The sequence below is a fragment of the candidate division KSB1 bacterium genome (genome assembly GCA_016214895.1).
Classification (GTDB): Bacteria; Electryoneota; RPQS01; order RPQS01; family RPQS01; genus JACRMR01.
In genome coordinates this window covers 396,045-409,080 of the sequence record JACRMR010000012.1, presented here as the reverse complement: position 1 = coordinate 409,080, position 13,036 = coordinate 396,045, and the positions used below count along the sequence as shown (strand labels likewise).

Genomic DNA, 13,036 nt, shown 5'->3' with positions numbered 1-13,036 from the left:
TACGTGTTTGACAGCGGAGTTCCCGGCGCCACGGTGCTCGTGCTTGGCGGAACGCACCCCAATGAACCTGCCGGATTTTTGGCGGCGTACGTGCTGACGGAGCATCTCTCGATGGAGCGGGGCCGCGCGATCATCATTCCGCGCGCCAATCGGTCGGCCTTCACGCACACGGAGCCCGGTGACGCCACGCCCGCATTCGTCGAAATTCCGACGGTTGACGGAGCGCGGAAGTTCCGCGTGGGAAGTCGAACCACGAGCCCGCTCGATCAGTGGCCCGACCCGGACGTTTACCGTCATACGCCGTCGGGTCAGGAACTATCCGGCGCGGAAACGCGTAATCTCAATCGATCATTCCCCGGACGGACAGATGGCAATTTCACCGAACGTATCGCGGCCGCCATCACGCACCTGATCGAACGCGAGGGCGTGGATCTGGTGATTGACCTGCACGAGGCTTCGCCGGAATACCCGGTAATCAACGCGATCATCGCACATGACCGCGCACTTGAACTGGCCACCATGGCCAACTTCAATCTGCAAGCCGCCGGCCTGAACTATGCGATTGAGCCGTCACCCCGGAACTTCCACGGCCTGAGTCATCGCGAGCTTGGCGATGCCACGCAGGCTCTGGCCATCCTCATGGAAACGGCGAACGTCACACAGGGGCGACTGCGCGGCGCCAGTTCCGCCGACCGGGTCCTGAGCGGTCAAGACGATTGCTATGAACGTGCGGCTCGTGCCGGGCTGGTCAGGGTACCGTTCGATTCGTCCGGCATATCGATCGAAGAGCGCGTCGGTCGCCATTTGAGCGGCGTGCGCGCCCTCATCGATGCCCTCGCATTCGTGCTCCCCGACAAACCGCTTTCCGCGCGCGGCATTCCCGAATTCGCCGATCTGCGGCGTCTGGGCATCGGTCACTATCTCGCCGGTCCGACTCCGCACTGAACCACCTCAGCGACTCGACGTTACCCTCTACGTCGCCGACGGGCGTGCGTGCGCTCACCCCGCCGGATTCGCGTTCTTGATCTCTAATCGAATCCGAAAAGGCCTCAGCACCATTCCATTCCCCGCACCGATGAATCTCCTGAAGACTCTCTCGTTGACGACTCTCGTCTGCGCCGCTCTCGCGCTCGCTGACCCGCCCAAATTTGCCGAGCCGATCCTCGTGACCTCCTGCGGCCAGAGTGCGGACGGCATGAGCGCCAAACTTCTCTTGCAGCGTGACAGCCTGCGCTTTGATTACCTGCCGCAAGCCACCGCCGGGCAAGTTGCGGATCACGGCTCCGTGATTCTGGTAGTGGGTGGTTCCAGCAAGGGCTTGGGCGCCGCTAAGATCTCTGCGGAGGACGAAACCGCCCGAGTTACTGCATTACTGACCGCCGCGCAAGCCGCCAAGCTGCCGGTGCTGGCGCTGCATCTCGGTGGCCCCTCCCGGCGTGGCTCGCTGTCCGATCAGTTCAATCAGCTCGGCGCGGCAAACGCTCAGCTCATTATCGTCATTAAGGGCGGCGACGACGACGGTTTCTTTGCCAAGATCGCCGCCGAGAAAGAGATCCCGCTGCAAACCGTGGAAAAGCTCATCGACCTCGGCCCCGTGCTGAAGCAGTTGTATTCGTCCGGCGAGTAGAGACTTATCCAGAGTTGGTCGATGGGCGGATGATTGGACGCCGAGCCGGGTCACGTCTTCGCATCCCGGCCGGAATCGGAAACCGCGCCGCTCATCGCGCCGAGTGCTGTGTTTCGCGCGCACAATCGGAACGCAGCTTGACTTGAGATAGTTACCAAGGTCTTCCTGAAATTTCCCAAACATGAAACGGCCCGGATTGCTCCGGGCCGTTCTGATTTCGAAAGCGGTGCGAATTACTTCAGCAGCAGCATCTTGCGCGTTTGCACGAAATTGCCACTGACCATGCGATAGAGATAGACACCGGCGCCGACGCTTGTGCCGCCGTTGCTCAAGCCGTCCCATTCCAACGAGTGCACGCCGGCGCCCATCCGGCCGTCAACCAGCGTCCGCACCAGCTGACCCTGAATGTTGAAGATCTCGAGGGCGACATCGGCCTCCATGGGCAGCGCGAACTCGATGCGCGTCGTCGGGTTGAACGGGTTCGGGTAGTTCTGCGCCAGCGCGAACTGATCCGGCTGCAACACCCGCGGATCATCCAGACTTAATGGAAGATGAAAGATCCCGGTCGTATCATAGAACACCGCGCCGTAAGTGTAGTTGCTGTCCTTGAGGACCAGCACGCAATTCATAAAGCTCTCCGTCGGGAAATGCAGATTGGTGGTATCATCGAGCGAGTCGCTCGCTACGCGTCCGAACCGCGTCGGGTTGGCCGGAACGTTGTACCACAAGTCAATCCAGAAATGCGACGGGCAATCGGACGGCAGTGTGGGCGTATCGAAATGCAGGACAACATCCTCCCCTGACCAACCGTACCCTGTCAACTCCGTCAACGTCTGCTGGCTCCAGCGCATCAGGTACGTGCTGCCGGCGTCCGCATTGCTGGGCGCCGCGTTGCCCGCCGAGTTGTATGCAACAACCGTGTATTGGCGCACGGCATCCGTGTTAACCGGGAGCTCGATGCTTCGTAACGATCCACCGGCTCCGCCTACCGGTTCCCCGTCGGCCAAGATCGTGAACCCACCGAGATGGTTGGGATCACCGGTCCACGCCCAATCCACCACGACCAACAGACACCGCGTGTCGTCGGACGCATGGCAATCCGTGGCCGGCGGCGGAATCGTCTCCGTCGTCGGGCAGGAATTGTTGGCGCAGTTCCAATCCGCCTGCGCGAAGTAGACCTCCGCCGGACCGATCGCCAACTCAAAGGTTTCGGTCTGATAGCAGGTGTTATTCGCGCTGATTTGGAGATAGTAAATCGGATTCACTGCCGGCAGGTACTCCATGACGAACGCATCCGTCATGGCGAAATACCCCGCGCCGAGACCGAGCAATTCACCATTCATCCCGAAGCAATTGAAGTTCACTTCGCCGCTATCCGAGCCAATCGCCGGCTGCGGGTCATCAGCATCCGGTCCGTTCGCGTCATTATCCCAGAACAAGCAGACCGGTGTGCCGTCCGGAAACACATTCGCTCCCCAGCAAGGCGACGCGAGTGGTGGCTCCGGCGGCGCGGAACCGTCGTCCAGATAGCTGCAGTAAAGCTGCGTGAGTTGCCCGAAGGCAGACGTAGCCGCCATGACAAAGAGGCTAAACAACACCCATTTCATTGATCTCATAGCACGTCCCACTGGTTGAATTGGGCGCTGTCCGGCGGTCTTGTCATTTCTGTAAACTCAGTAATAACAAACCTAAGACAGCCCCGGCCCACTTCCAAGTCCGACCCCCTTGCAGGGACGGAATATGACATTTCAGTAGCTCCAAATATCTGAAATGCTATAAGAAAAAGCAACTCTTTTCTCTCCCGCGGCCGCAACTTCTCGCTCCGGACTCTACTTCCCCCGCCGAGAGCCTATCCTGGGAGAGCAGAACGGCGCGGCAACGTGGCTTTATCCTGTTGTCGGAGCGGAAGGTCAAGGGGCTGAAGCCACCTTGCCTTGCCGAAATCGACAGCCCACCCCAATTTCAAGTTAGGTTCTTAGCATGGCTGTAACAAGCGTGGGCGAGCCCGTCCGGGCCCGCCCACTTTCGCCTGTTCAACTGGTCACGTCAAAATGCCGAATCCGGCCGTTGACCTGCGCTGCGTCTCCGAATCACGGCTCGGTGGACGCGACCACCAAATAGAATCGAACCGCTGTCGAAGGAACTACCCCAATATCGGTGAAACTTGTCGTGGATGTCGAACCCAGCAGCGTCGTGAATGGACCGCTGACCGACGACCCCGCGTAAATCCGGTAGTAGGGCGCCCCGGTGGACTGCCAGTTCAGCAGAATGTTGTTCCCGGACGGAGAAATCACTAACGTGGAAGGTGCGGATAGCGCCGAGCCATGCGCACGGATCATCCGGGCGCTGTGCTGGGCGTTCGGCAGCGCGTCTGCCTCGGAATGCCAGGCAAGGTCACACGCATCATAGTAATAGCTGTTCGCCGCCGAGCTATTGGCATCGCGGCCAAACGCCTCGTGTTTGCCGGGTTCAGGGTCACTCACGGCGATGTAAAACGGCCCGGTGACCGTTAAGGGACCGCCCAACCCATCCTTAATCAGCGTCGAAGCCCAATAGACCGGACCGACGGGCAGTCCGCCGATCTGGTTTCCGATGGAGCCAGAGACTTCGTTCCACAATTCCGTACCCGGCAAACCGCCGGGCCCGTCGGCACTCAGGACTCTGACGCGGATGGAGGTGTGGAAGCTGTCCGGATGGGCCGCCGCCACGGCTACGTCAGCCTGACAAAGTGCGTAAGGCGTCGCCGTCGGCGTGATCTTGATCGCCCACTCGAACCCCGGAGTGCCGCTCCAGTTGTACCCCTCAGCCGTTCCGTCATCCTGCACGACCGTGGGCAATGCACACGCTCCGACGTCCAGCGTGAACGTGTCGGTCGTGGCCGACAGCGCCTGTGCGTCGTACGCACGCAGGAAATACTCATAGGTATTGTCGATCAACGCGACGAGTATAGAATACTCTCCGGGATTCCCGGTGGCCGCGAGCGCCGTCGAATCATAACTCCCGACTCCGGCCACGCGCTTGTGCAGGGAGACTGTCGGCGTGCTGTAGTCGTCGAGCGCGGTCGCCACGAACAATACATTGCCCGCCGCGGCATCCTGATGCGGAGCATGGTACAACGAAGGCGCCGCGTTCGGCGCGGTAATCGTGAAGTTCGCGTTTGAGATGTCCGTTGCCACCGGTGCGCTGACGGAGGTTACCCTGATTCTCGCCGTCGTTGTCGGCGGCCCGCCCAGCGTCAGCACATAACTGCCGGAGTTCGGCACGGTGGTCAAGGTGACAAAACCGCCGGTCGGATAGTCTCGATCAAGTTCAATCGTCACGTTGCCGGAGAAACCGCCGCTGGTCCAGGTAATTTCTTCGAGTCCAGCTCCGTTCAACGACTCTCCGCCGTTGGGCCGGGTCACCGTGACCATCGGATTCGAGATGGTGAACGCGGCATTTGACACATCGTTGATGGCCGGAGTAGAAGTGCTCGCCACGCGGATTCTGGCATTCGTGCTCGTTGCGCCGCTCGCGGTCCACGACTCGTTGCCATCGTTGGCGATATTCGTGAACAAGGCTTCCCAGGCGCCACCCGCATAGTTCCGGTTGAGTTCGACATTCACATTCCCCGAGACGGCCACGGAACTCCAGTTGATTGTGTAAGCGGTTCCAAGGAAGTAAACCTCGCCGCCATTCGGTGCCCCGACCGTAATCGTCGGCAACGACAAGGTGAAATTCGCATCAGACGAGTCGCCAATCGTCGGCGTGGTCACACTCACAATGCGAATTCGATTGGTGCTGCCGGTCGCTCCGCTCACGCTCCAGTTTTCGCTGCCGTCATTTGCGGTGCTGGCAATCAGCGTCTCCCACGTCACGGAAGGATAGGTTCGATTGATGTCGATCCGCACATTCCCGCTCACACCGTTGGAGGTCCAACTGATCGCCTGCGTGGTCCCCGTGTACCAGATTTCCCCGCCGTTCGGTGATCCGACCGTGATCGTATTGGCGGCGGCGCTGATCAGCAGACTAAGCTGATACATCTGCACGGTCGTGGCCCCGGCCTGCGGGAGGACGCGCACATAGTAGGTCCCCGCGGCCGTGAGGTTGTAGGTCGAGATCACTTCATCTACACCCGCCGGCTGCGAATTTGCCGTCGCTAACACGGTCGAGCCATTGGTCCCGACCAGCGTCATGCTCAGGTCCTGGTCGTCAGTGGTGGTAATCGACGTGTTTGTCCCGCAGTCCGCGTCTTGCGGACCTTCGAGATAGGTTAGGCCTACCGGATGCAGGGTCAGGGCCACGGCCTTCCCGGCGACGACCGTGAACTTGTACCAGTCATTGTCCGTGGCATTGTCGCAGGAAACGTCATTCACAGTTGTCGTGCCGTTGCCGAGCGTGCCCAGATTATTGGCGAGCGTCGAAGTGTCGTTGCCCTCGCGTGCATCACCGTAGTGTCGCTGGGCTCCGCGCACATCGTCGTGCTGTCCCCCGTCGAAATTGGTATTCAGATACGGTTCCATCAGCTTCGTGCTATTGGTCGGACAGACGTGCGAGAGCCCGAACCCATGCCCATGCTCGTGCGCGATGGTATTGCGCAGGAACACATAGTTCGAAGTGGATGAATTCCACGATTCCGCGCTGTCCAGAACCATGTCGCCGCCATTTGGGAAGTAGTTGTACGCGAGGATGCTGCTGGCGCCGTCGATATACTTGGACCCGATGCGAACATCGCCGCGCACTCCGAGCGAACCGCCGCTGCCGAACATCGACGCGCCGTCATCCACCGTTTCGACGTAATTGATCCCGGCCAGGTCCGACCAGCGCGCGAACACGGCCCGGAACTTCGGTTTCCAGATGCTCGTGTCCCCGAACAGCGCGTTAAATCGCCGGAAGAGAACGCTTGACGCGGAGGGTTCACCGACTCCGCTGGGAATGGTCGTTCCGTCGGGGACGAAGCTGAAGGTCAGCGTGATCGAGTCGCCCTGCGAACCGGTCCCGCCGTTGATGACCGTACTCGACCAGCGCGTATTCAGTTGAAAATCCAGCGGACTGAAGGGTCCGTAGAGTAACTGGCTGATCGTGTTGACAATCTCCGGGTCAGTACCCGGCGCGAAGCAGCAAATGAGCGGCGGCCGCTCGTGGGCAGGAATGGTGGACAACCGCATCGCCATCTGCTGATATTGCTCCGGCAGATGGGAGATATCCGGACCCGGTAATTCAAGGTAGGGTACGCCAAATTGTCGAAGTGAGGAGGGTGCGAGCGAAGCGGTACCACATTCCTCATGGGATTGCGCTTGTGCGGACAGTCCTCCCACCAGCAGAAAGACGCTCAGCCAAACTAACCTTTTAATCATAATCATCGTCGAAGCTCCGCGAATCGTGACAAATACGTGCGGGGATATCGGACCTGGAATTGCGGGAAATAGCGAGCCCATCGGTTCCGCCACGCACTGAAGGAAGCTAACATAATTGGAAATGCGAAACAAGCGGCCAACTCAAGAAGTGCAAATTTCGCGGCTCGCGGCCGAGGATAATTGAAGGGACTGACCCGGCGGACCGGGCGACGCTTGAAATCGTACGGATTTTGCAGTATAATATAGGATTGATACGTCCAGCGGGTGCCGTGGCGTAAGTCACTGAGTTACAATATTTAGGGGTTTCCCTGGCCATGAAAACTGTCGCACTGCTCACCGGCGGCTTCCTGCTTTGCCTCGCAATTCTGATCTGTGGTGGTTCGGTCGGTTCCGTCGCGGAACGTCCGATTGTCTCCATATATCAACCGGATCCGTGCCGTCCGCCGCTTGCCGTCTGTTTCGCTCCGGGCACGCCGGCCGACTATATGGCGGAATGGCAGCATCGGATATGGGAGCGGACCTCGGCGGACTTCAACATCGGCGAACGCTGGAGCCAGACGGCCACCGACGGCGGGACCGGCGCGCAGGGCGAGCCGGTACACTTGACCTACAGCTTCGTGCCTGACGGAGTGAGCGCGGATGGTCAGCCCAACGTCCTCTTCGAGCGCATGAACGAGCTCTTTGATTCCGAGGCGGAATGGCAAGGCATCTTCGCCGGCATCTTTGGCGGGTGGGCGAACGTCTCGGGCCTGACCTATAATCAGGACGTGGACGACGGCGCGGCGTTTCGCGGCCAGTCCGCGGGCATCGTCGGCGTTCGTGGAGATGTCCGGATCGTGGCGGTTCCGCAGGACGGCGCCAGTGGCGTGCTCGCCTACAATTACTTTCCCGATCGCGGCGACATGGTGCTCGATTCCTATGAGAACTGGGGGTCGCTCTCGCAGAATCACATCTTCCTCCGCAATATTGTGGCTCACGAGCATGGCCACGGCTGGGGTCTCTCGCACGTCTGCCCGGCGAACGGCACCAAGTTGCTCGAGCCTTACTATTCGTCGTCGTTCGACGGACCGCAGCATGATGATATCCGTGCTGCGCAGCGCAACTACGGGGATCGCTACGAGAATAACGACAGCCCGGCCACGGCGACTCCGCTGGGGACTTTGAATGAAGATCGCACGGTCACACCCGTCGGTCTGAACAATAACAGTGATGAGGACTACTACACGTTTTCCGTTCCGGCGGGGCGCGGGGTGACGATCACGCTGCAACCCGTCGGCTCCGAGTACCTCGACGGCACCCAGAACGGTGATGGCTCGTGCAACGCCGGTTCGCTGATTAACACGGTTGACGACCAGAATCTCAACTTGTTCCTGCGCAATGAGTCCGGCACGCAATTGCTGGTGTTCGCGGATACTCATGCGGCGGGCGAAGCCGAGGCGATCGTCCGCTATGCGGTCCCCCCGCAGGGCGGCAGCTATATGGTGCAGGTCGCGTCCGGCGGCGGCAGCACGGTTCAGCTCTATGATTTGATCTTTGACATCTATCATGCCGCGGATCCGTACCTGACCACCTGTCCGCTGGATTTCGACTCCACACTGCTCGGAGTTCCGGTCACACGCACGACCGTCCTCGCGAACCCGGCCAACACGGCACTTTCGGTCTCCGCGTTGACGACGACCGGGCCGTTCACGGTGTCGCCGAACACGCCGCAGACGATTCCCGCGCAAGGTCAACTCGAATTGACAATGACCTATCTTGCGCAGCAGTTGAACGAGCAGACCGGGACGCTGACGATCGCGCACGGCGGTCCCGGTGCTGAATTGACATGCAGCATGGTCGGCTTCTCGACGGAATCGACGTTGCACTTCCAGAACGGCACGAGCTTCAATTTTGGGGACGTCGGCGTGGGTGACATCGACAGTCTCGCGGTCGTGTTGCGCGCGCAGGGCAACGTTCAACTTCAGATCAATAGCATTCAGATTGACTCACCGTTCTCGATGGGCTTCGCGGGTCCGGTGGTGCTAAATCCGACGCAATCACTGATTCTGCGTCCCCGTCTGACTCCGGCGCAACTGGGGCCGGTCAGTGGCAACATGGTGATCTTCCATTCCGCGCCATCCTCGCCGGATACGGTCTATCTGTCGGGCAATGGCGTCGTGTCGGCCGCGGATGATCCGCGCGGACTGGCCGCGACCTATCGTCTTGAGCAGAATTACCCGAATCCGTTCAATCCGTCCACGACCATCGCCTATGACCTGGCTCGTTCCGGAGTGGTTGCGCTGCGAGTGTTCGATGTGAACGGTCGCGTCGTGGCCGATCTGGTGCATGAAACCCAGTCCGCCGGCCGTCACGCCGTGGAGTTCGACGGCACGCGCTTCGCGTCGGGCCTTTACCTCTACCGATTGGAATCGTCCGGATTCAGCGGCAGCGGCAAGATGCTGCTGCTCAAGTAGTCGTGACCCTTTGATATCATCAGGCAATCGCGGGGCGGGCTCATCACCCGCCCGTGTTGTTGCCATCGGGTCTCCCCCCACGATGTGGGGGGACCAAGGGGGGGGCGCGTCTTCGCGCACCTGCCTCGCCGAGCAGGGATTCCTTCCCTGCCGGAATGGTGCTCAGCCGCTCCTGCCGGTGGCACATCACTTGTAAACTTTCGCCGGGCCGGGTCTCCCGACCCTGCCGGAATCGGACCAGCCCGAAAGGCCGCGCAACGTGGACGGTAGAATCAAAGTGACCTCCAAGATCTGCAAGACCCTTGACGTAGGGCTGCGGCGTGCTCTATTTGGCGGCAACATGATGGCGTGGCTGGATGAGGCCGCGTCGATTTTCGCGCATCAGCACACCGGCGAGGAGCTGCTGGTGACGCTGAAATTCGGTGAACTCGAGTTTCACCAGCCGGTGTGGGAAGGGCAGATCGTGGACTTCTATGTGTCCGACGTGAAGGTCGGCAAGACCAGCATTCGCTTTGCGATCGAAGGCTTCACGGCCGGCGAGCGTCTCGTGGTCCACACCAGCGTCGTCTTCGTCGCCGTGGACAAAGACTACAAACCCAAAGTGATCGCGAGGTTCAATCCGTAGCTTTCTTCCGCCGAGCAGGGACTGTGTCCCTGCCGGAATCTCACTTGGCCAATCGTCCTGGCGGCACAGGTCTCCGGTGCCCCGCTTTCGCATTCACCCCGAGCAGGGTCTGCGCACACTGCCGGAGTCTTGGCGTAGCGCAGCAAGTCTTGGTCTTAGTTATTCAGTCAATGGTTCTATGGACTCATCGATCCGCACCATCCTCTGGCAGCAATTCGGCGCGGCCATCGACATGCTTGAAAATGCGATCCGCGCCTGTCCCGCGGAGCTTTGGGGCAGGCGGTCGCTGGTCCCTGAATATTGGTACACGGCGTACCATACGCTGTTCTGGCTCGATTATTATCTTTCGGAGTCGCCCGCGACCTTCGCACCGCCGCCGCCGTTCAATCTCGACGAGATGGACCCCGCCGGGCTGCTTCCCGATCGCGTCTATACTCAGGCCGAGCTATTGAACTACCTCGCTTACGGCCGTGGGAAATGCCGTGCCCGGATCGCATCGCTCACGGAGGAGACCGTCCAGCATCGGTTTCGCGCGGGCCGGAAGGATTTCAATGTCGTCGAAATCCTGCTCTACAACATGCGCCACGTCCAGCACCACGCGGGGCAATTGAACCTGCTGCTGCGGCAAAATATCGACGATGCTCCGCGCTGGGTCAGCCAAGCCGGCGCTTAATCACGTTCGGGATCACGTTTTTGCATTGCCAAATTCAAAGTTTCGGAAAGCCCCTATGACCACAGTCCCTAAACGTCGCGACGCACTGCCGAGCCTCGAGAGTTCCCCGGTTGCCAACGGAACGGCCTACGTGTCGTCTCCGCTCGAGATTTACGGGCAGAACGTATTCTCACTCACGACCATGCGTCAGATGCTGCCGAAGCAGGTATATCAGCACATGCTCGAGATTATCGAGAAGGGGGTGCCGCTGGATCCCGCGACGGCGGACGTTGTGGCCGCGGCGATGAAAGACTGGGCGCTCAGCCGCGGCGCCACGCATTACAGCCACTGGTTCCATCCGCTAACCGGACTCACGGCCGAGAAGCACTCGGCGTTTCTGCAGCCCACTCGGGACGGCAGTGTGATCACGGAGTTCACGGGCGAGAACTTGTTACAGGGCGAGCCTGATGCGTCGTCGTTTCCGTCCGGCGGTTTGCGCGCGACCTTTGAGGCGCGCGGCTATACCGGGTGGGACCCGACGAGCAATGCGTTTCTGATGGAAGGCACGCTGGGCAAGACGCTGTGCATTCCGAGCGTCTTTCTCGGATTCGGCGGTCATGCGCTCGACAAGAAGGCTCCGTTGTTGCGATCGATCGACGCGATCAGTCGCGCCGCGCTGCGCGTGTTGCGGCTGTTCGGAAACCGCACGGCCTCCCGTGTCATCACGACTCTGGGCTGCGAGCAGGAGTACTTCCTGATCGATCGCCGTTACTTCTTGCAGCGCCCCGATCTGATCACGGCCGGTCGCACGCTGTTCGGGGCCCGGCCGGCCAAAGGTCAGGAGATGGAGGACCACTATTTTGGAGCGATCAAACAGCGCGTGCTGGCGTACATGGAAGATCTTGAGCGCGAGCTTTACAAGCTGGGGATTCCGGTCACGACCCGGCACAACGAAGTGGCGCCGTCGCAGTTTGAACTGGCGCCGGTCTTCGAGCGCGCCAACGTGGCTACGGATCACAACATGCTGGTGATGTCGGAGATGAAGCGCGTCGCGCACAAGCACGGATTTGAATGCTTGCTTCACGAAAAGCCGTTTGCCGGCATCAACGGCAGCGGCAAGCACAACAACTGGTCGATGGCCGACGATCTGGGCGTGAATTTGCTGGACCCGGGCCGTACGCCGCAGGAGAACGCGCAATTCCTTGTCTTCCTCACGGCGGTCATTCGCGCGGTGCATTCCCACGCCGATCTGTTGCGCGCTTCGGTGGCGACCCCGGCCAACGATCACCGGCTGGGCGCCAACGAAGCGCCGCCCGCGATCATGTCGATCTATCTCGGCGACGTGCTCACCGAGGTAGTCGAGTCGCTCATCCATGGGGAGCCGATGAGCCGGCGCGAGCAGCAGTTCCTCGATATCGGCGTTTCCACGCTGCCGCCGCTGCCGATGCATGACTCCGACCGCAATCGTACGTCGCCCTTTGCCTATACCGGTTCCAAATTCGAGTTCCGCGCGGTGGGTTCGGGTCAAAATGTCGCGCGGCCGAACATGGTGCTGAATACGATTGTGGCGGAATCGCTGGACGCGATTGCCGGGCAGTTGGAGCAGGCGCTCGGCCAGGGCAAGCCGTTGAATGAGGCCGTCCGCGCGGTGGTCCGCGCGGAGCTCACGGCACACGCCGCCGTCGTCTTCAACGGTGATAACTACTCGGCGGAGTGGCACGCGGAGGCGGAACGACGGGGTCTGCCGAATTTGAAATCTTGTATCGAAGCGATCCCCGTCTTTGTAGCGCCGCGGACCCTTGAGCTGTTCGGGAAGGTGAAAGTGCTTTCCGAGGACGAGCTGCGCAGTCGCTGCCGCATCATGTTGGAAAACTATGTCAAGACGATCAGTATCGAGGCAGCGCTGACGGCCGACCTGGGTCGGACTTCCATCTTGCCGGCCGCCCTGGAGTACCAGCAGCGCATGGCCGCTTCCGTGCAGGCCATGGAGCATGTCGTGGCGACCCCCGCCAAGCCCCAGCATCATGCCCTCAAGACTCTGACGGCGGCCATTGACCGGCTGCTCATCGCGCTGGAGAACCAAGAGGACGCTCGGAAGTCCGCCGAATCGAACCATGGCGACGAGCTTGCGCACGCCGCCGCATACCGCAACCAGGTATTGCCCGCCATGGCTGAAACCCGTGCCGCCGGGGACGCCCTCGAGTTGCTGGTCGATGATCGCCTCTGGCCGCTCCCGAAGTACCGTGAATTGTTGTTCTCTGCGTAATTAGCGACCCCAACGCTTGACTTTTGACCACCCGGTCCTTCGCGAGGACCGGGTGGTCTCGTTTTCGGGCCGATCGT

Annotated in this window: 8 protein-coding genes; 6 read left to right on the top strand and 2 right to left on the bottom strand. The window is 60.6% G+C overall.

What is annotated here, in order from left to right; translation table 11 throughout:
- Positions 1–33: 33 nt before the first annotated feature.
- The gene (locus HZB60_07890; GenBank protein ID MBI5059683.1) at positions 34–945 is read left to right on the top strand and encodes a succinylglutamate desuccinylase/aspartoacylase family protein; all 912 of its coding nucleotides are present in this window, start codon (positions 34–36) and stop codon (positions 943–945) included.
- 130 nt (positions 946–1,075) lie between these two features.
- Complete coding sequence (locus HZB60_07885) at positions 1,076–1,627, top strand: hypothetical protein (protein MBI5059682.1); 552 nt, start codon at positions 1,076–1,078, stop codon at positions 1,625–1,627.
- A 233-nt stretch (positions 1,628–1,860) separates the two neighbouring features.
- Here HZB60_07885 and HZB60_07880 read toward each other — a convergent pair whose 3' ends face one another.
- Positions 1,861–3,243 (bottom strand): T9SS type A sorting domain-containing protein, encoded by a 1,383-nt coding sequence (locus HZB60_07880; protein ID MBI5059681.1) that lies wholly within the window; start codon positions 3,241–3,243, stop codon positions 1,861–1,863.
- 474 nt (positions 3,244–3,717) lie between these two features.
- Positions 3,718–6,963, bottom strand: a complete 3,246-nt coding sequence (locus HZB60_07875; protein MBI5059680.1) for a matrixin family metalloprotease — start codon at positions 6,961–6,963, stop codon at positions 3,718–3,720.
- A 314-nt stretch (positions 6,964–7,277) separates the two neighbouring features.
- Between HZB60_07875 and HZB60_07870 the strand changes: the two genes are divergently transcribed.
- From HZB60_07870 to HZB60_07855, 4 genes are all read left to right on the top strand, one after another.
- Entirely contained in the window at positions 7,278–9,416 is a 2,139-nt protein-coding gene (locus tag HZB60_07870) for a choice-of-anchor D domain-containing protein (protein ID MBI5059679.1), read from the top strand.
- A 259-nt stretch (positions 9,417–9,675) separates the two neighbouring features.
- Complete coding sequence (locus HZB60_07865; protein MBI5059678.1) at positions 9,676–10,041, top strand: hypothetical protein; 366 nt, start codon at positions 9,676–9,678, stop codon at positions 10,039–10,041.
- A gap of 178 nt (positions 10,042–10,219) precedes the next feature.
- Positions 10,220–10,714: a DinB family protein gene (locus HZB60_07860; GenBank protein MBI5059677.1), complete on the top strand. Its 495-nt coding sequence runs from the start codon at positions 10,220–10,222 to the stop codon at positions 10,712–10,714.
- Between the two features lie 55 nt (positions 10,715–10,769).
- Positions 10,770–12,959 (top strand): glutamine synthetase III, encoded by a 2,190-nt coding sequence (locus HZB60_07855; protein ID MBI5059676.1) that lies wholly within the window; start codon positions 10,770–10,772, stop codon positions 12,957–12,959.
- The last annotated feature ends 77 nt before the right edge of the window (positions 12,960–13,036 follow it).

Coding starts and splice junctions, on each gene's coding strand:
- HZB60_07885 (MBI5059682.1), top strand. CDS start 1,076: ATGAATCTCCTGAAGACTCTCTCGTTGACGACTCTCGTCTGCGCCGCT.
- HZB60_07880 (MBI5059681.1), bottom strand. CDS start 3,243: ATGAGATCAATGAAATGGGTGTTGTTTAGCCTCTTTGTCATGGCGGCT.
- HZB60_07875 (MBI5059680.1), bottom strand. CDS start 6,963: ATGATTAAAAGGTTAGTTTGGCTGAGCGTCTTTCTGCTGGTGGGAGGA.
- HZB60_07870 (MBI5059679.1), top strand. CDS start 7,278: ATGAAAACTGTCGCACTGCTCACCGGCGGCTTCCTGCTTTGCCTCGCA.
- HZB60_07860 (MBI5059677.1), top strand. CDS start 10,220: ATGGACTCATCGATCCGCACCATCCTCTGGCAGCAATTCGGCGCGGCC.
- HZB60_07855 (MBI5059676.1), top strand. CDS start 10,770: ATGACCACAGTCCCTAAACGTCGCGACGCACTGCCGAGCCTCGAGAGT.